This window comes from Lentzea sp. NPDC058436 (genome assembly GCF_042721515.1).
Lineage (GTDB): Bacteria > Actinomycetota > Actinomycetes > Mycobacteriales > Pseudonocardiaceae > Lentzea.
Map to the genome: position 1 here is coordinate 521,069 of NZ_JBHXLF010000002.1, position 17,426 is coordinate 538,494.

Annotated in this window: 16 protein-coding genes; 12 read left to right on the plus strand and 4 right to left on the minus strand. The window is 70.4% G+C overall.

Annotated elements, in window-relative coordinates; all coding sequences use genetic code 11:
* Position 1 precedes the first annotated feature (1 nt).
* The 3 genes from ACFWN2_RS09955 to ACFWN2_RS09965 are packed head-to-tail and all read left to right on the plus strand — an operon-like array spanning position 2 to position 3,590.
* The gene (locus tag ACFWN2_RS09955) at positions 2 to 838 is read left to right on the plus strand and encodes a carbohydrate ABC transporter permease (RefSeq protein WP_382426318.1); all 837 of its coding nucleotides are present in this window, start codon (positions 2 to 4) and stop codon (positions 836 to 838) included.
* Positions 838 to 1,647 carry a carbohydrate ABC transporter permease gene (locus ACFWN2_RS09960; RefSeq protein WP_382426319.1) on the plus strand — a complete coding sequence of 270 codons (810 nt, stop codon included), beginning with the start codon at positions 838 to 840 and terminating at the stop codon, positions 1,645 to 1,647. The genes ACFWN2_RS09955 and ACFWN2_RS09960 overlap by 1 nt, the downstream gene beginning before the upstream one ends.
* Positions 1,644 to 3,590 carry an alpha-galactosidase gene (locus ACFWN2_RS09965; RefSeq protein ID WP_382426321.1) on the plus strand — a complete coding sequence of 649 codons (1,947 nt, stop codon included), beginning with the start codon at positions 1,644 to 1,646 and terminating at the stop codon, positions 3,588 to 3,590. Before ACFWN2_RS09960 ends, ACFWN2_RS09965 begins: the two co-directional genes overlap by 4 nt.
* Here ACFWN2_RS09965 and ACFWN2_RS09970 read toward each other — a convergent pair.
* The gene (locus ACFWN2_RS09970) at positions 3,577 to 4,167 is read right to left on the minus strand and encodes a bifunctional 4-hydroxy-2-oxoglutarate aldolase/2-dehydro-3-deoxy-phosphogluconate aldolase (RefSeq protein ID WP_382426322.1); all 591 of its coding nucleotides are present in this window, start codon (positions 4,165 to 4,167) and stop codon (positions 3,577 to 3,579) included. The two genes, ACFWN2_RS09965 and ACFWN2_RS09970, sit on opposite strands and share 14 nt — an antisense overlap.
* Before the next feature lie 74 nt (positions 4,168 to 4,241).
* Here ACFWN2_RS09970 and ACFWN2_RS09975 point away from each other — a divergent pair, with 74 nt between their 5' ends.
* The 4 genes from ACFWN2_RS09975 (at position 4,242) to ACFWN2_RS09990 (ending at position 9,258) form a co-directional block, all read left to right on the plus strand.
* Complete coding sequence (locus tag ACFWN2_RS09975) at positions 4,242 to 6,254, plus strand: hypothetical protein (protein ID WP_382426324.1); 2,013 nt, start codon at positions 4,242 to 4,244, stop codon at positions 6,252 to 6,254.
* Positions 6,255 to 6,264: 10 nt separating this feature from the next.
* Positions 6,265 to 6,945 carry an SDR family NAD(P)-dependent oxidoreductase gene (locus ACFWN2_RS09980; RefSeq protein WP_382426326.1) on the plus strand — a complete coding sequence of 227 codons (681 nt, stop codon included), beginning with the start codon at positions 6,265 to 6,267 and terminating at the stop codon, positions 6,943 to 6,945.
* The gene (gene dgoD, locus ACFWN2_RS09985; protein WP_382426327.1) at positions 6,942 to 8,084 is read left to right on the plus strand and encodes a galactonate dehydratase; all 1,143 of its coding nucleotides are present in this window, start codon (positions 6,942 to 6,944) and stop codon (positions 8,082 to 8,084) included. The genes ACFWN2_RS09980 and dgoD overlap by 4 nt, the downstream gene beginning before the upstream one ends.
* Before the next feature lie 106 nt (positions 8,085 to 8,190).
* The gene (locus tag ACFWN2_RS09990) at positions 8,191 to 9,258 is read left to right on the plus strand and encodes an FAD-dependent oxidoreductase (protein ID WP_382426329.1); all 1,068 of its coding nucleotides are present in this window, start codon (positions 8,191 to 8,193) and stop codon (positions 9,256 to 9,258) included.
* Here the strand turns inward: ACFWN2_RS09990 and ACFWN2_RS09995 are convergent.
* Positions 9,245 to 10,537, minus strand: a complete 1,293-nt coding sequence (locus ACFWN2_RS09995) for an MFS transporter (protein WP_382426331.1) — start codon at positions 10,535 to 10,537, stop codon at positions 9,245 to 9,247. The genes ACFWN2_RS09990 and ACFWN2_RS09995 overlap by 14 nt on opposite strands.
* 48 nt (positions 10,538 to 10,585) lie before the next feature.
* On the opposite strand from ACFWN2_RS09995, the gene ACFWN2_RS10000 reads away from it, so the two are divergent.
* The 4 genes from ACFWN2_RS10000 (at position 10,586) to ACFWN2_RS10015 (ending at position 13,594) form a co-directional block, all read left to right on the plus strand.
* On the plus strand, positions 10,586 to 11,155 hold the full coding sequence (locus ACFWN2_RS10000; protein ID WP_382426333.1) for a helix-turn-helix domain-containing protein: 570 nt from the start codon (positions 10,586 to 10,588) through the stop codon (positions 11,153 to 11,155).
* Between the two features lie 90 nt (positions 11,156 to 11,245).
* Positions 11,246 to 11,995 (plus strand): class I SAM-dependent methyltransferase, encoded by a 750-nt coding sequence (locus ACFWN2_RS10005; RefSeq protein ID WP_382426335.1) that lies wholly within the window; start codon positions 11,246 to 11,248, stop codon positions 11,993 to 11,995.
* A complete protein-coding gene (locus ACFWN2_RS10010; protein WP_382426337.1) occupies positions 11,992 to 13,041 on the plus strand; it encodes a DUF1684 domain-containing protein in 1,050 nt (349 codons plus the stop codon). The genes ACFWN2_RS10005 and ACFWN2_RS10010 overlap by 4 nt, the downstream gene beginning before the upstream one ends.
* A gap of 10 nt (positions 13,042 to 13,051) precedes the next feature.
* On the plus strand, positions 13,052 to 13,594 hold the full coding sequence (locus tag ACFWN2_RS10015) for a DUF402 domain-containing protein (protein WP_382426338.1): 543 nt from the start codon (positions 13,052 to 13,054) through the stop codon (positions 13,592 to 13,594).
* Here the strand turns inward: ACFWN2_RS10015 and ACFWN2_RS10020 are convergent.
* A complete protein-coding gene (locus ACFWN2_RS10020; protein WP_382426339.1) occupies positions 13,581 to 14,654 on the minus strand; it encodes an ROK family protein in 1,074 nt (357 codons plus the stop codon). The two genes, ACFWN2_RS10015 and ACFWN2_RS10020, sit on opposite strands and share 14 nt — an antisense overlap.
* An 87-nt stretch (positions 14,655 to 14,741) precedes the next feature.
* On the opposite strand from ACFWN2_RS10020, the gene ACFWN2_RS10025 reads away from it, so the two are divergent.
* Entirely contained in the window at positions 14,742 to 15,917 is a 1,176-nt protein-coding gene (locus ACFWN2_RS10025) for a YbiU family protein (RefSeq protein WP_382426341.1), read from the plus strand.
* On the opposite strand, the gene ACFWN2_RS10030 is transcribed toward ACFWN2_RS10025, so the two are convergent.
* A complete protein-coding gene (locus ACFWN2_RS10030) occupies positions 15,914 to 17,392 on the minus strand; it encodes a hypothetical protein (RefSeq protein WP_382426343.1) in 1,479 nt (492 codons plus the stop codon). The two genes, ACFWN2_RS10025 and ACFWN2_RS10030, sit on opposite strands and share 4 nt — an antisense overlap.
* Between the last annotated feature and the right edge of the window lie 34 nt (positions 17,393 to 17,426).

Here is a 17,426-nt window from a genome sequence, read left to right on the forward strand (position 1 = left end):
CATGACCAGGAGCTCCACCAGGGTCCCTCCGATCCTGCTGCTGTTCGTGCTCGTCCCGTTGGTGGTGGAGGGGTTCTGGGTCTTCTGGCCAGCGCTGCAGGGGTTCTGGCTCGCGCTGACGAACTGGGACGGCGTCTCGCCGCCCCAGTTCGTCGGGCTCGACAACTACGCCAGGATGATCGACGACCCGGTCTTCCACACCGCCGTCACCAACACCGCGATCTGGCTCGTGCTCTTCGGCGGCCTGTCCGCGGTGGGCGGTCTCGGCCTTGCCGTGCTGCTGCAGAAGGAACGCCGCGGCGTCGGCGTCTACCGGGCCGCGTTGTTCGTGCCCGTCGTGTTCTCGCTGGTGGCCACCTCGCTGATCTGGCAGGTGCTCTACCAGCCAGGCGGGATCTTCGACAGCAGTCCGCTCGCCGACCCGGACACCGCGCTCTACGCGGTGCTGGTCCCGGCGCTGTGGCGGCAGGTCGGGTACGTCATGGTGCTGTACCTGGCCGGGCTCAAGGGAATCGACCCCGGACTGTACGAGGCGGCCACTTTGGACGGTGCCACGGCCTGGCAGAAGTTCAGGCACATCACCTGGCCGCAGCTCGGCTCGGTCAACTCGGTGGTGCTGTCGGTGATCGTGATCGACTCGCTGCGGTCGTTCGACGTCGTGTGGTCGATGACGCGCGGCGGCCCCTACCACTCGTCCGAGCTGCTCAGCACGTACATGTACTCGACCGCCTTCCAGTCCTTGAAACTCGGCTACGCGAGCGCGCTGGCCGTCGTCATCTTCGTGCTGGCGTTCGGCGTGATCGTGACCTACCTCGTCCGCGCGTTCCGGGAGAACTGATGTCCAACCGCGTCTTCCACGCCGTCGCGGGCACGATCTCCGTGCTGTGGCTGCTGCCGATCGTGGCCGTGCTGGTCACGGCGGTCCGCAGCTTCGACGACATCGCCGCCAACGGCCTCGCGTCGCTCCCGCGGTCGTTCACCCTCGCCGGGTTCGCCGACGCGTGGACGAACGGCGGCTCGGGCGCGATGTGGAACAGCGTCGTCGTCACGGTCCCGACGGTGTTCCTGTCGCTGGCCCTGAGCTCGGCGGCGGCGTACGCGTTGAGCCGGTTCGCGATCCCGGGCCGGCGCACGATCATCCTGCTGATGCTCGCGGGCAACCTGCTGCCGCCGCAGATCCTGCTGGTGCCGGTGTCGAAGCTGACCGAGCTGCTCGGCATCTACGACACGCTGTTCGCGCTGATCGTCGTGCAGGTCGGCTTCGGACTGGGCTTCTACACGTTCGTGCTGCAGGGTTTCATGCGCGCGATGCCGAACGAGGTGCAGGAGGCGGCGACCATCGACGGCGCCGGACCCGTGCAGATCTTCTGGCGGATCGTGCTGCCGATGACCAGGCCGGCGCTGGCGGCTCTCGCGGCGCTGGCGTTCACCTGGATCTTCAACGACCTGCTGTGGGCGATCACCGTGCTGCGGTCCTCCGCCGTCATGCCGGTGACCCCGGCGCTGCTGGCGTTGCAGGGCCAGTACGTCTCGAACTGGAACGTGATCGCGGCCGGCTCGGTGATCGCGGCGATCCCGACCGTGGCCGTGTTCCTGCGGTTCCAGCGGCACTTCATCTCCGGACTCGCGGTGGGAGCGGTGAAATGAACCAGTGGACGCTTCGGATGGCGACCACGTCGTACACGGTGGCCATCGAGCCGGGTGGCCGGTGGGCCGAACTCGTGGCCTGGGGCCCGCACGGCGTCGAACAAGGCCCGTCGGCATACGCGAACCTCGGCGACATCCACTTCATCACCGAGGCCGACGCGGCGCCCGTCGAGTACGCGCCCCGCGGCGAGCGCCCGTTCACCGGCGCCGACCTGGAGGTGGACGGCGACTCGTGGTTCACCTTCGAGAGCGCCTCCGAGGCCGGCGGCGTGCTCCGGCTGGCGTTCGTCGACGAGGTCGCCGGCCTGCGCACCGTCCTCTGCTACCGGCCAGAACCCGGCGTCGACGTGCTCGCGCGCTGGGTTGAGGTCACCAACCAACGAGACGAGACGGTCCGTCTCGTTAGAGTCGGATCGGCGGGTGTGTGCCTGCCCGTGCGGCAGCCACGGCTGTCGTTCCTGCACGGTGAGTGGTCCCGCGAGTTCCAACTGGACCACGTGACCCTGCCCGCGGGCGGGTTCCGCATCGGCAGCTCCTACGGCGTTCCTGGGCACAACTACGCGCCCTGGCTGTCCGTGGACGACACGTGGGGCGTGTCGCTGGCGTGGTCCGGTTCGTGGGAGATCACGGCCGAGGTCGAGCCATCGGGGCTCACGCGCGTCCGTGCCGGGATGCTCGGCCCGGTCGAGATCGCGCCGGGGGAGACGTTCACGACGCCCGAACTCGCGCTCGCGTACTCGACCGACGACCTCGCCCGCGTCTGGCACGCCTACGACCGGTCGCGCTCCCGGCCGGCCCGCAAGCCCGTGCTCTACAACTCCTGGGAGGCGACCGGGTTCGAGGTCGACCTGCCGAAACAGCTCGAACTTGCCCGCATCGTCGCAGACCTGGGCGTGGAGCTGTTCGTGGTGGACGACGGCTGGTTCACCGGCCGCCACGACGACACCGGCGGCCTCGGCGACTGGTACCCGGAGTCGCCGGACTTCGGCGCGTTCGTCGAGGACGTGCGGGGGATGGGCCTGGAGTTCGGTCTGTGGGTCGAACCGGAGTCCGTCAGCCCGAAGTCGCGGCTCTACGCCGACCACCCGGAGTGGGTGTACCGGATCGAGGGCCGCGAGCCCACGCTGATCCGCAACCAGTTGCTGCTCAACCTCGGTCTGCCCGAGGTCTACGAGTTCGTTGTCTCCACTTTGGACAGGCTGCTGACGGACTACCGAATCGGTTACCTGAAGTGGGACATGAACCGTCCGGCCACCGAACGCGCCGGCGAGCTGGACGACGCCCACGTCCGCAACTACTGGCGCGTGCTCGACCACCTGCGGGAGAAGCACCCGCACGTCCTGGTCGAGGGTTGTGCGGGTGGCGGCGGTCGCACGGACCTCGCCACGACCGCGCGCACGGACGTGGTGTGGCCCAGCGACAACACGGCTCCGCTCGACCGGCTGAAGATCCAGCACGGCTTCCTGCACATGCACGCGCCGCACCTGATGTCGTCGTGGGTCACGGACGCACCGGGCTTCTTCGACGCGCGCCCGCGTTCGCTGAAGTTCCGCTTCGTGCTGGCGATGGCCGGCGTGCTCGGCATCGGCGCGGACGTGCGGCACTGGTCGGCCGAGGAACGCTCCGAAGCGGCTGCGCTGATCGCCCGGTACAAGGAGATCCGTGACGTCGTCCACGGCGGCGACGCGCACCTGCTGAACGACGCGATCCAGTACAACGGCGAAGATTGGGTCGTCGTGCTGGCCTGGAACACCGGTTCGCTGACCGGCGTGCCGATGGTGCCCGGCCGGTCGTCCCGGGTGAGGCTGAGGGGCCTGACCGCGCAGTCCTATGTGGACGACAACGGCCGGGTCTACTCGGCGGCGCACCTGACTCACGTCGGGCTGCCGTTCTGCTGGACCGCTGCGAACGACGCCGACGTGGTCGTGCTCAGGAGCGAATGAGAGCCCTGATCTCCTCGATCGGCGTGCGGGAGAGGGCCGACCCGACCCCGCACGCCACCGCGCCGGCCTCCAGCCACGCCGGAACGTCGGCCGGAGCGACGCCACCGGTGGGCACCAGGGGTGCGTACGGCAGCACGGCGAGCACGTCCTTCACCCACTGAGGCGTGGGCGCGGGGAACACCTTCACCGCGTCCGCTCCCGCTTCCAACGCCTGCACGACCTCGGACACGCTTCCGGTGCCGGGCAGGACCGCCGCCCCGTACCGGTGCCCGGCCCGGATCACCGACTCCTGGAGGTTGGGCGCCACCAGGAACTGCGCGCCGGCCCGCACCGCGGCGACGGCGGAAGCCTCGTCCAGCACGGATCCCGCGCCGATCGTGGCGGCGGGGTAGTGCGCGCGCAGGTGCCGGATCGCTTCCAGCGCACCGGGGTTCGTCAGCGGCAGTTCGAGGGACGTGACGCCCGCGTCCAGCAGTGGAACGGCGGCCTGGACGGCGGAGTCGGCGGACGCGGTGCGCACGATCGCGATGATGCCCTGCCGCACGACTGCCTGGGTGATCTCGTAGCGGTAGCTCACGGCCGTCAGCTTACTACACATAAATTAGGAATTATTCTTGACACTGCTGATGGGCAGGAGGGAGGCTCACGGGCATGTCGGTTCGCAGAGTCGCGTTGGCCATCGCCTTGATGTCTTTGGTGGCGACACCCGCTCACGCAGGTGACGACCAGGGAGCGCCCACCTACTACGACAGCGGTGTTGCCAAGACCCCGTACATGGGCTGGAACACGTATTACGGTCTCGGCGCGCCGAGCGAGAAGGAGATCCGGGGCATCGCCGACTTCCTGGTGAGCAGCGGGATGCGCGACGCCGGGTACCGGCTCCTGTGGATCGACGGCGGCTGGACCGCGCCGACCCCGCGGGACGCGAAGGGCGACCTCCAGGAGGACCCGGAGAAGTTCCCCGGAGGCATCAGGAAGCTCGTCTCCGACCTGCACGCCAAGGGCTTCAAGGCCGGCATCTACACCGACGCCGGACCGTCCGACGGCAAGAACTGCGCGGCCGGCAGCGGCGGCGGGTTCTACGAGAAGGACACGAAGCGGTTCGCGGACTGGAAGTTCGACGCCGTGAAGGTCGACTTCCTGTGCGGCATCGCGGCGAACCTCAAGCCCGCGCAGGCGTACGCGGACTTCAGCAAGGCGTTGAAGAAGGCCGGACGGCCGATGATCCTCAACATCTGCAACCCGGTCACCAGCGAGTGGGGCGTCCCGCACACGCCCGACCAGACCGCCGACATCTCCTACACGTTCGGCCCGCTGCACGGCGACTCGTGGCGCACCACCACGGACATCGCGTTCGGCACGCCGTACGAGGGCATCTGGCGCGACGTGCTGCGCAACATGGACCGCAACGCCGCGCACCCCGAGTCGAACGGCCCCGGCCACTACAACGACCCGGACTACCTGATCCCGATGCGCAGGACGCAGCAGGGCACCTACGAGCTCAACGAGGAGGAGTCGACCTCGCAGTTCGTGATGTGGGCGCAGATGTCCTCACCGCTGATCATCGGCTCGGACCCGCGCACCTTGCCGCCGTCGATGGTCGGCACGCTCAAGAACCCGGAGATCCTCGCGGTCAACCAGGACCCGCTGGCGGTCCAGGGCGTCCGGGTCGCCACGACCGGCGACACCGACGTGTACAGCAAGGTGTTGTCCCGCAAGGGCGAGCGCTCGGTCGTGCTGCTCAACCGCCGGGACGTGCCCGCCGAGATGACCGTGGACTTCGCCGCAGCAGGCCTGAAGGGCACCGTCGCCGTGCGCGACCTGCGTGCTCGCGCCGACCGGGGCAGCGCCACGGACAGGTACACCGTGACGGTTCCTCCGCACGGCACCGCGATGCTCAAGCTGCGCGGCACGGACCTCGTTCCCGGTGAGGCGGTCGGTTCCGACGCCACGGCGTCGCCCGCGATCGCACGGGTCGGCGACGAGGCGCTGGTGTTCAGCCGAGGCACGGGCGGCGAGCTCAAGGTGTTGAAGAACGGCAAGTGGTCGGGCCTCGGCAAGGCGATCCAGGGCCAGCCCGCCGTCCGCACCGTCGGCACGGACGTCGAGGTGACGGTGCGCGGCAACGACAACCGCGCCTGGCAGCGGACACTCCACAACGGACGATGGGGCTCGTGGAAGTCGCTGGGCGGCAAGCTCACCGACGCGCCTTCAGTCTCCGCAGACGGCACGATCGTCGCCCGTGGTGAGGACGGCAAGGTCTGGCGCTACCAGGGCACGTGGGCCCCGCTCGGTGCGCCCGGTGACGCCCCGATCTACGGCAGGCCCAGCGTCGCCGGCGGTCAGGTGGCCGTCCGCACCGCCGCCGACGCCGTGTGGGTGCGGCCGATCGCGGGCGGCGAGTGGACGTCACTCGGAGGCGTGATCTCCGGCAGCCCGACCCTGGTCGAGCACCAGGACCGCATCTACCTGTTCGCACGCGCGAGCGACTACACGCTCTGGCAGATCAACTCCTCCGCCGGCGTCTGGGGCGGCTGGTTCAACCGGCCCGAGTTCCCGAGCAACTCGCTCGTCGGCGCCGTCGGTGCTACTGCTGGTCCGGACGGCTCCGCGTGGACCGTCGTGCGCGGACCGGACAACAGGGTCTACCGGCAGAAGCTCTAGGAGAACGTGCATGAAGTGCGCGGTGGTGTCGGGTGCGGGTGCCGGAATCGGTGCCGCTACGGCGAAACACCTGACGGACAACGGGTACCGGGTCGTCGGCGTCGACCTGCGCGGTGACGTGGCCGTGCGAGGAGATGTCAGCGATCCCGAGACCTGGCGGCGGGCGCTCGACCTGTGCGACGGCCGCGTGGACGCGTTGGTGAGCAACGCTTTCACGGTCGCGGTCAAGCCGTTGGACGAGACCACACCGGACGAGTGGGAACGCCAGCTCGCGGTCAACCTCGGCGGCGCGTTCCACGGCCTGCGGGCCTGCCTGCCGTCGTTGCGCGAACGCCGCGGCTCGGTCGTGCTCGTCTCGTCCGTGCACGCGCACTTCGGCATCCCCGGCCACGGCGCCTACGCGGCCTCGAAGGGCGGGCTGGTGGCGCTGACCCGCCAGCTCGCCGTCGAGTACGCACCCGACGTGCGGGTCAACGCCGTGCTGCCCGGTCCCGTGCTGACGGCGGCGTGGGACCGGGTCTCGGCCGAGGACCGCGAACGCAGTGCCCGAGCCACCCCGGCCGGACGCCTCGGCGACCCGGCCGAGGTGGCCTCGGTGATCGGTTTCCTCCTGTCTCCGGCGGCGTCGTTCGTGACGGGCGCGGAGCTTCTGGTCGACGGCGGCTGGTCCGCGGCGAAGGACTCCTCATGAAGGTGACGGCGGTCGAGACGTTCCTGGTCGAGCCCCGCTGGCTGTTCCTCAAGGTGAGCACCGACGAGGGGGTGAGCGGCTGGGGCGAGCCGGTCGTGGAGGGCAGGGCCGAGACGGTCCGCGCGGCCGTCCACGAGCTGTCCGAACTGGTCGTCGGCCAGGACCCGCTGCGCGTCGAGGACCTGTGGCAGGTCCTGCGGCGCGGCGGTTTCTACCGCGGCGGCCCGGTGTTGTCGTCGGCGCTCTCGGGCTACGACCACGCTTTCTGGGACATAGCGGGCAAAGCGCGTGGTCTGCCGGTCCACGAACTGCTCGGAGGTCCCGTGCGCGACAGGGTGCGCGCGTACTCGTGGGTGGGCGGCGACCGGCCGGACGGCGTGTTCGAGGCCGTGTCGCGGCAGGTCGAGGCGGGTTTCAGCGCCGTGAAGATGAACGCCACGGCGGAGATGCGCCCGATCGCGTCCCCCGCCGACGCCGACGCGGTGCTCGTCCGCGCTCGCGAGGCCCGTGAAGCCCTTGGCCCCCAAGGAGATCTGGCGATCGACTTCCACGGCCGCGTCTCGCCCGCGATGGCGCGCAGGCTCGTGCGGATGCTGGAGGAGGTGCAGCCGATGTTCGTCGAGGAACCGGTGCTGCCCGAGCTTCCCGCCGAGGTGCTGGCGTCCGTCGTGCAGGCGTCGACCGTGCCGATCGCGACGGGGGAGCGGCTGTTCTCGCGCTGGGAGTTCAAACCGGTGCTGGACGCCGGTGTCGCGGTCGTGCAGCCCGACCCGTCGCACGCGGGCGGCATCTCGGAGCTGCGCCGGATCGGGTCGCTGGCCGAGGTGTACGGGGCGTCGATCGCGCCGCACTGTCCACTCGGGCCGATCTCGCTGGCGGCCTCGCTGCAGGTCGCCTTCACCACGCCGAACTTCCTGATCCAGGAGCAGAGCGCGGGCATGCACTACAACGGCGCCGACCCGACGTACCTGGTGGACATGGCCCCGGTGCGGGTCGTGGACGGCTGGATCGCGCGCCCGACCGGCCCTGGCCTGGGCGTCGAGGTGGACGAGGCGGCCGTGCGTCGTGCGGACGAGACGGGTCACGCGTGGCGTTCGCCGATCTGGCGGCACGACGACGGGTCGTTCGCCGAGTGGTGACAGGGCCTGACAGCGGCTGTCAGCGACGTGTGCGGGGTGTGCCAGCGGGCCGGGTGAACCTGGTCGAGCCGTCAGGGAGGCGGCACGATCTCCAGGGGAGCACTTCATGCACGTCACGATCATCGGTGCCGGACTCGGCGGTCTCACGCTCGCCCGCGTGCTGCACGTCCACGGCATCCCGTCCACCGTCCACGAGGCGGAGGAGTCGCCGACGGCGCGGTCGCAGGGCGGCATGCTCGACATCCACGACTACAACGGGCAGATCGCCGTCGAGGCCGCGGGCCTGATGGACGAGTTCCGCGCGCTCGTCCTGCCCGGACGCGAGGCCCTGCGCGTGCTCGACTCCGGCGGAAAGGTCCTGTTCGAGAAGGAGGACGACGGCACCGGCGGGCGTCCCGAGGTGCAGCGCGCCGACCTGCGGCAGATGCTGATCGACTCGCTCCCGGCCGGCACCGTCCGCTGGGGCGCCAAGGTGACCGCCGTCGAAGGGAAGACCGTCACGTTCGCGGACGGCAGCACCGTGGTCGCCGACGTGCTCGTCGGTGCCGACGGCGCGTGGTCGAAGGTTCGCCAGGCGCTCACCGACGTCACGCCGGAGTACGCCGGCATGTCATTCGTCGAGACCTACCTCCACGACGCCGACACCCGGCACCCCGAGGTGGCGAAGGCGGTCGGTGGCGGCTCGATGTTCGCCCCCGGCCAGGGCAAGGGGATTCACGCGCACCGGGAGGCCGGCGGCGTCCTGCACGCCTACGTCGAGTTCACCCGGCCGCTGGAGTGGTTCGGCGACCTCGGGCACATCACGGCCGAGTTCGAGGGCTGGGCGCCCGAGCTCACCGCCCTGATCACCGAGTCCGACACGGAACCGGTGTTCCGCCCGCACTACGCCCTGCCGACCGGGCACCGCTGGGAACGGGTGCCGGGCGTGACGCTGGTCGGAGACGCCGCGCACCTCATGCCGCCCAACGGCGAGGGCGCCAACCTCGCCATGCTGGACGGCGCCGAACTCGGCATCGCACTGGCCACCAAGGACGTGGAGACCGCGCTGGCCGAGTACGAGGAGGCGATGTTCGTGCGCGCCGTCCACACCGCCGAGGACTCCGAGCAGATGGTGCAGAGCCTGTTCGGCGACGAGCCGCCGCAGAAGTTCCTCGACCTGCTCATCGACGCCTAGCCACCAGGAACAGGACCGCCATGACGGCCACACCGGCCCACATGGCGGTCCGCCATCCCTCCACGAAGGACCCACCGGAGTCGACGGACGCCGCCGCCATCGCGCCGAGCAACGCGATGCCCAGCGCCGTGCCGAACTCCCGCGTCACGTCGTTCAGCGCGGACGCCACACCCTGCTGCGGCACGGAACGGGTGATCGCCTCGGTGGCGGGCGGCATCGACAACCCCGTGCCCACACCCATCACGATCATGCCGGGCAGCACGTCGAGGTACCCGCCGTCCACGAACACCGCCATGAGCGCCAACCCCAAGCCGCCCAACGCGACACCCACCGACATCGTGACGCGCGCCCCGACCCGTTCGGCCAGCCGCGGCGCGAGCCCGGACGCGACCATCATCAGCCCGGCCATCGGCAGCAGCGCCACCGTCGACACCAGCCCCGACCAGCCGAGCACGGTCTGGAAGTACGGGTACAGCAGGATCGACACGCCCGCCTGCACCCCGAACACCACCAGCAGCACCAGGGACCCGGTCGCCAGCGGCCGCGCCCGGAACAACCGGACGTCCAGCAACGGCACGGGATGCCGCAGCTCCCACACCACGAACGCGGCCGCCGCACCGGCCCCGACGAGCAGGCTGAGCACGTCGCCCTCGTGCAGGAAGTAGATCAACCCGGCCACCGCGACCACCGACGTCAGCGCCCCGCCCACGTCGAACGGCCGCACGTCCCGCGAGTCCGACACGTCCCTCGACGCCATCACGAGCGCCACGACCACGAGCACCACGGGCAGCACGAACAGGAACCGCCAGTCGGCGACGTCGACGAGCAGGGCCGACAGGAACATCCCCAGCAGCCCACCGCCGCCCGCGACGCCGGTCCACACCCCGATCGCCCGCCCGCGTTCCTCCTCCGGGAACGTCGAGGTGATCACCGCGAGCGTGACGGGCATGATCGTGGCCGCCCCGGCTCCGGCGACCACGCGCGAAGCGAGCAGCACCTCCGCCGACGACGCCAGCGCGGCGACCACGTTCGCCACCCCGAACACGCCCAGCCCGGCGATCAACGCCGGCTTGCGCCCCCACCGGTCGCTGGCCGCGCCGAGCGGCAGCAGCAACGCCGCCAGCGTCAGCACGTACACGTTGATGATCCACAGGACGGTGCCCTGCGCCGCGCCGAACTCGGCGGCGAGGTGCGGCTGGGCGACGTTCAGCCCGGTCACCGAAGAGATCACGGCCATCAGCGCCACGCACACCGCGACCAGCGTTTTCGTTCGAGTCATGGCCGCGAAGCTAGGTGTCGTTTGTCCCAGAGGCATACGATCGTGCTCATGACGCAAGAAGACGGTGATCTGGACGGCCTGGTGCGCAAGCGGATCCGCGCGTTGCGGGTGGCGCAGGGCTGGTCGCTCGACGAGCTCGCGACCCGCGCCAAGCTCAGCCCGTCGTCGCTCAGCCGCATCGAGAACGGTCAGCGACGCCTCGCGCTCGACCAGCTCGTGACCCTGGCGCGCGCCCTCGACACGTCGCTCGACCAGCTGGTCGAGACCGACACCGACGACGTGATCGTCAGCCCGATGCTCGACGGCGCGCACGGCACGATGCGCTGGCCCATCAAGGCGGAGCCCGGCATGACCGTGATGCGCCAGCGGATGACGAACCCGCCGCCCGACAACCCGGCGTCGTTGCGCGCGCACTCCGGCCGCGAGTGGCTGGTCGTGCTGTCGGGCACGGCGGTGCTGCTGCTGGGCAACCGCCGGTTCCGCGTCGAGACGAACCAGGCCGCCGAGTTCCCGACGATGCTGCCGCACGCGATCGGCACCGCCGGCGGGCCGTGCGAGATCCTCGGGATCTTCGACCGGGAGGCGCGGCGCGGCCACAACGCCGACCGGAAGGCCTGATCTTGCGCGGGTGGCACCAAGGGAGCCGACCGTCTTGCCGAATGCGCAAGCGGCCGTGCGGTTGGGGCACGGCCGACCTACCTTGGGGGCATGAGCGACCACGGACACGGACATGGCCACGGCCACGGCCACGGGCACGGGCACGGTGACAGCGAGGACCAGGCCGAGATCCTCGACCTCGACGCAGAGCTTCTCGCCTCCCACACCGCCGACATCATCGACCGGCTGCCCACCACCGGCCCACGCCAGATCGTCGACCTGGGAGCCGGCACGGGCGCGGGAACGTTCGCCCTGCTCGAACGCTTCCCCGAAGCCCACGTCACCGCCGTCGACTCCTCGGTCGACCACCTCCAGCGACTCCGCACGAAGGCGGGCGAACGGGGCTTGGCCGACCGCGTCCACACCGTGCTGGCCGACCTCGACACCGACTGGCCCGACGTCGGCACCCCGGACCTGATCTGGGCGTCGGCCTCACTGCACCACCTGACCGACCCCGGCCACACGCTCCGCCAGTTGCACAAGACGCTCGCCCCCGGCGGCCTGCTCGCCGTTGTCGAACTGGCGGGCATGCCGACGTTCTTCCCCGAGCAGGCCCCCGACGGCCACGACGAACGCCTGCCTCACCGCGGCGCCGACTGGGGACCGAAGCTGACCGAGGCCGGGTTCACCGTCGAGGACGAACGCACGATCACCGTCCACATCGAACGGTCGCCCGCCGTGGAACGCTACGCGCACATCGTTCTGCGCAGGCAGGTCGGCCCCGAGGCCGCCGAGGCCGCGCTGCGCCGCGACGACCTCGCGCTGCGCACCGAGCGCACCGTCTGGGCGGCGCGGAAATGACCTACGAGCAGTGGCGTGACGCCAGGCTGGCCGAGGTCACCGACAAGGTGAAGGTCGTCGCCAAGGGAATGGTGTCCGGACCCGTGCGCCTGCCGGGCGTGCCGGGGGAGTGGAGCGTCAACGAGGCGGGCGCGCTGACCCACGAGTCGCGAGAAGTCGTTGGCACCGTTGAACTCCCCGACGGGCGCACGGCCCTCGCGGGAGGCGCTGACGGCTTCTACGGCGTGGTCGTCACCGACCCCGGGGCACTGGAACGTTCAGGCCTGCAAGGGATCCACACCTACCCCTACGACCCGGAGTGGGTCTTCGAGGGCGAGTTCCGCGCCGCGCAGGACGATCGCCGCCTCCAGGTGGAACACTTGACGTCGCCCCGCACGACCCAGGCCGTGACCGCACCGGTCGACCTGGTGGTCACGATCAACGGCACCGAGCACGTGCTGGCGGTCGTCGAAACCATGCCGGGCCAACGACTTGTCATCTTCACCGACGAGACCAACGGCACCGAGACCCCCGCCATCGGCCGCTGGCTCGTCCTGCCGCTCCAGGACCCCGGAACGAGGCTGACCGTCGACTTCAACCAGGCGTCCTTGTCGCACCACCACCTGGCGCCGGCCGTCTTCACGTGCCCGCTGTCCCCACCCGGCAACCACCTCCCGATGCGAGTAGAAGCAGGAGAACGCGCTCTCATGTACGACCTCAAGGCCAAGGCGCACACCTACCTCCGCCACCTGGAGAACCGGGAGTGGTCCGAGGCGCGGGCCATGTGCTCGGCCGAAGCCACCGTCTGGCACAACGACGGCAAGGGCGACTCGACCATCGGCGAGAACATCGCCGGCATGGAAGCGCAGATCGAGCCCATCGCGTCGATGCGCTACGAGATCACCCGGCAGTTCGAGCAGCCCGGCGAGGTCCTGCAGCAGCACGTCGTGAACGTGGCGACCAAGGACGGCGCCCTGTTCAAGGTCGACGCCGCCGTGTACTTCCGGTTCGAGAACGGCCTGATCACCCGGATCGAGGAGTACGCGAGCCTGCCGGGCCAGGGGTAGAACTGGATCTGTGGAGAAGATCGAGGTCTGGCGCGGGGAGTTCGGCCCTCTGCCCGGCGTGCGGGACGGCGACGCGCTCGCCTACGAGTTCCAGCTGCCCGACCGGTTCGAACCGTGGCCCGGCGGCGCCCTGCTGGAACGGGTGTTCGTGCTGCTGGACCTCGGCGTGAGCATGTCGATGCCGGTCTGGCGGCGCAGGGGACGCATCGACCGGTCCGCCGAGGGACCGACGAGCTGGTACGTCGACCTGGTGACCGTCGAGCAGCGGCCGGGCGCCGTGACGGTCCACGACCTGTACGCCGACGTGCTGGTGCCGCTCGACGGACGGCACCAGCGGATGCTCGACCTCGACGAGTACGCCGACGCGATCGAGTCCGGCGCACTGTCCGTTGTGGACGCGGTCGACGGACTGCGGCGCTGGCAACGGTTCCTCGACCGGCACCTGCACGCCGACCGGCATCCGCCGGCGGAGTGGACGGACTTCCCGCCACGGCGCCTGGAAGCGCTGGCCGCGCTGCCTGCGCCGCTCGGCCCGGTGGTCACGGCGCCTTAGAAGCCTCGACCAGAGCAGCGCGCAACCGGCGGAGCGCGTCCGCCCGAGCCCCGGTCAACGACGGCTCGTCCACCGAAGCGGCCCTGATCGGCACCGGACGCGGCGAGCGCGCGCACTCGGCCGTGATCGCGTCGAGCAGCGCGGGTCCCCACGACCCGCCGACCACGACGACCTCGGGATCGGCCAGCGTCACCAGCCCCGTGACGACGCCGCCGATCGCCCGCGCGAGCACGACGGGATCCGCGGCGAGCAGCCGTGCCACGTCGATCGCCGTGGTCCCCTCACGCCGCAACCCGAGCTCGCCGAACACCTCGATGAACGGCGTCGCGCCCGACGGCCCGGCAGTGATCAGGTGCGAGATCTCGCCGGCCAGCCCCGAGTGCCCGCGCCTCACCTCACCGTCGGACACGATCGCGCAACCCAGGCCCTCGCCCAGGAACAGGTACGCGAAGTCCGCGACACCCAGTGCGGCGTGCTCGGCCTGCGCCGCCCAGTTCACGTCGTTGTCCACCACGACCGGCCCGCGCAGCAACGGCCCCAGCACCGCGACCGGATCGAGTTCTCCCACCAGGAACGGCGAGTCCGGCAGCTGCACGAGCCTGCCGGTGCGCCGGTCCACCGGATCGGCCGCGCTCACCGCGCAGAGCCGGACGTTGTGCGCCGCAACGGTTTCCGCCGCGACCGCCGGCAACACGGCGGCCACCTCGGCCGGTCCGGCGATCGGGCGGTGGGTGCGGCCGACGACGTCCCCGTGGGCGTCGACGCACTCGGCCGTCACGCCGTCCGGCGCGATCGTCACGACCAGCGCGACGCCGATGTCCTCTGCGAGGCCGTAGAACGACCCGACCCTGCCCTTGCCACGCCCGCCCGGCGTTCGTTCGCCGGTGTCCGCGACCAGGCCCAGGTCCACGAGTCGGCGGACGCTCTCGCTCACGGTCGGCTTCGACAGCCCCGTCTCGATCGCCAGCTCGGCGCGGGTCAGCTTGCGCGCGGTCATCAACGAGCGCAGCACGTGCTCGTCCGAGATCGAGCGCAGCAACTCCTGGGACGGCCTGGTCACGCACCGGATTCTAGTTAGGGGCCTTGCCTACAACCGTGCGACACGCTTATGGTTCTAAGTTAGGAGGTCTTACTGGAAGGAGTGCACGTGCTGCCGAACTGGGACACAACGCCCGCCGACCTGCCGAAAGCCGTCCGCGAGATCAAGAAGGCGATCCGCGCGAACATCGAGGCGTCCGGCCGCAGCGTCGAGGAGGTCTTCGCCGTCGTCGAACGGCAGATCCAGCGCGAGGTCGACGACGTCAAGGCCGGTCAGGGCTGGCCGGTGATCGACTACGCCGACATCGAGGCCGGCACCGCGCCACGCGACCTGGTCCGCCGCCGCGGCTGCGTGGTCGTGCGCGGACACTTCCCCCGCGAACAGGCCCTGGCCTGGGACAAGTCCATCGTGGACTACGTCGAGAGCAACAACTTCTTCGAGAACTACCGCGGCCCCGGCGACGACTTCTTCGGCAGCGTCGGCTCCAAGCCCGAGATCTACCCGATCTACTGGTCGCCCGCGCAGGTCGAAGCCAGGCGTCACGAACGCATGGCCACCGTCCAACAGTTCCTCAACGGTCTGTGGCACCACGACGGCTGGTTCGACCCGGCCAGGGACGTCGGCTACCCGGACCGCATCCGCCGCCGCCCGCCCGGCACCGACTCGGGTGGCCTCGGCACCCACCTCGACCCCGGCACGCTCGACCTGTGGATGACGGCCGAGTACCAGCAGGCGTTCCGGCACCTGTTCAACGGCACGCCCGAGCAGTACGACCCGTGGGACGCCGTCCACCGCACGACCGGCCCGCAGTACCCCGGCACCACGATGTGCTCGGTCTTCCGCACCTTCCAGGGCTGGACCGCCCTCTCCGACATGGCCCACGACCAGGGCGTGCTGCACACGATCCCGATCCCCGGCGCCATGGCGTACCTGATGCTGCGCCCACTGCTCGACGACGTCCCCGACGACGACATGTGCGGCGTCACCGTCAACCAGGTCTTCCCAGTCTCCCGTAAGTACCACTCACTGTTGCTAGAGGCTCTAACGGGAATTCCAGACGTTCACGCCGGTGACTCGGTCTGGTGGCACTGCGACATGATCCACAGCGTCGCGCCCGTCGAGGACCAGCAGGGGTGGGGCAACGTCATGTACATCCCGGCCGCTCCCTGGTGCGCGCGCAACGAGCGCTACGCCGAGGAGATCCAACGCGCGCACGCGTCTGGGTCGAGTCCGAGCGATTTCCCGGAAGAGCACTACGAACGCGCCTGGCCGAACCGCGGCTAGGCGCCACATTCGCCGTTCTGGCGGGTGACAGCGTTGCACCACCGCGAGTTCTCCTGCCGCAGGCCGGTGATCATGATTCCTGGGTGCTCCAGCCGAAGGGTGAGCACCGTGCCCTTCGGCTTCCCGGGGTCGTTGGTGCTGGTCACGGTGGCTTTCAGAGCCTTCGGTCCGTCGACCTCGAACTTCAGGTCGGCCGCGTAGAACTCGGGAAGCCCTGCGGACTGCACCTGGTACGACACCCGTCCTGTTCGCGACGCCCGGATCTCCAGTCCGCCCGCGTGCTGGCTCCACGTGCCGACGAACGCGGGGTCCAGCGGCGGAGGTTCGGTGCCGGTGAGACGCACGACGACGGACCGGTTGGCGTCGGGACCCTCCGGCACGCGGTCGGTGGGCAGCTTCAGGGGCGTGTAGAACGTGAGCACGCTGCCCATGACGCGCAACATGTCCACGACAGCATCCTCGGGGAGCCCGCTGGTCTGCGCGATCGAGGTGGCGGCGGCCCGTGCTCTCGCCTCGTCGGCGAGCGGCTCGGCGCACTCCCGCAGCGCTCCGAGTCCCGCCGCGGACTCCCGCGCGTCCACGACCTTCTTGCAACGGTGCACGAAGACCGCGAGTGCGGCCTGGCCACGCAGATCCTCGACGCCGAGCAACACGGCGACCATGTGGGTGAGGTGCGCGGCGACGGTGAAGCGGGGGACCACCGCGCTGCTGCCGGACTGGGAGGGTCGCGGCCACCGCAGGGTTAACTCCTGCCCTCCGAACAGCAGGACGTGTTCCGCACCGAGGAACCGGCGCAACGGATCCGCCTGGTCTTTGACGGACGGCTCGACACCCTTGGGAACGGCCACGTCCACCGGGAACGTCCGGTTGTTGCGGACCGTCAGCACCGCCTGCTCGCCCTCGGCGCCGACGCAGGCGGTGACGAGATCGTCCTTGGGCTCGGTGAGCTGAGCCCAGTCGGGCTTCGGCCCGCACCGCGGCGGCTCGTGCTTGCCGGCGAACCGGCGGGGCACCCAGGAGGCCGATGCGGTCAGCCAGCCGGCGAGATGGGTCGACAACTCCGTCCGCCGCGCGACGAGCGGCTTTCCGGGCTCGCCGACCTCGATCGGGTACCACCCGGCGGCGGGGTCGTGTCGCAGCAATACCGGCAGACCGCCCTCCGGCCCGCCCTGACCGTCGAACGTCAGCGCCGCCGGCTTGCGCAACGGCGCGTCGACGGTGATCTCGACAGGCTCGCCCGCGCCGACGAACCCGGGTCGCTCCAGAAGCGCCACCGGCGAGGGTCGCACCGACAGCGTTGCGTCGGTGCCCACCGCGCCCTCCGGCACGGTGACGGCGAGATGCGAGTTCGCCGTCACCGTCGCGCTCTGGGCGGGTGAGACGCGCGCGGCCAACGCCTCGCGGTGAGCCGTTCCCGGCACTGCGACCGTGCAGCCGGCGACCAGTAGCAGAGCGAGCCCGAACAACGCTCTCATCGCTGCGCCTCCCGCCGATGCCGACTTGCAGGAG

Excerpts from the sequence above, each read along its gene's own strand:
- ACFWN2_RS09955 (WP_382426318.1), top strand. The coding sequence starts at position 2 with ATGACCAGGAGCTCCACCAGGGTCCCTCCGATCCTGCTGCTGTTCGTG.
- ACFWN2_RS09960 (WP_382426319.1), top strand. The coding sequence starts at position 838 with ATGTCCAACCGCGTCTTCCACGCCGTCGCGGGCACGATCTCCGTGCTG.
- ACFWN2_RS09965 (WP_382426321.1), top strand. The coding sequence starts at position 1,644 with ATGAACCAGTGGACGCTTCGGATGGCGACCACGTCGTACACGGTGGCC.
- ACFWN2_RS09975 (WP_382426324.1), top strand. The coding sequence starts at position 4,242 with ATGTCGGTTCGCAGAGTCGCGTTGGCCATCGCCTTGATGTCTTTGGTG.
- ACFWN2_RS09980 (WP_382426326.1), top strand. The coding sequence starts at position 6,265 with ATGAAGTGCGCGGTGGTGTCGGGTGCGGGTGCCGGAATCGGTGCCGCT.
- dgoD (WP_382426327.1), top strand. The coding sequence starts at position 6,942 with ATGAAGGTGACGGCGGTCGAGACGTTCCTGGTCGAGCCCCGCTGGCTG.
- ACFWN2_RS09990 (WP_382426329.1), top strand. The coding sequence starts at position 8,191 with ATGCACGTCACGATCATCGGTGCCGGACTCGGCGGTCTCACGCTCGCC.
- ACFWN2_RS09995 (WP_382426331.1), bottom strand. The coding sequence starts at position 10,537 with ATGACTCGAACGAAAACGCTGGTCGCGGTGTGCGTGGCGCTGATGGCC.
- ACFWN2_RS10000 (WP_382426333.1), top strand. The coding sequence starts at position 10,586 with ATGACGCAAGAAGACGGTGATCTGGACGGCCTGGTGCGCAAGCGGATC.
- ACFWN2_RS10005 (WP_382426335.1), top strand. The coding sequence starts at position 11,246 with ATGAGCGACCACGGACACGGACATGGCCACGGCCACGGCCACGGGCAC.
- ACFWN2_RS10010 (WP_382426337.1), top strand. The coding sequence starts at position 11,992 with ATGACCTACGAGCAGTGGCGTGACGCCAGGCTGGCCGAGGTCACCGAC.
- ACFWN2_RS10030 (WP_382426343.1), bottom strand. The coding sequence starts at position 17,392 with ATGAGAGCGTTGTTCGGGCTCGCTCTGCTACTGGTCGCCGGCTGCACG.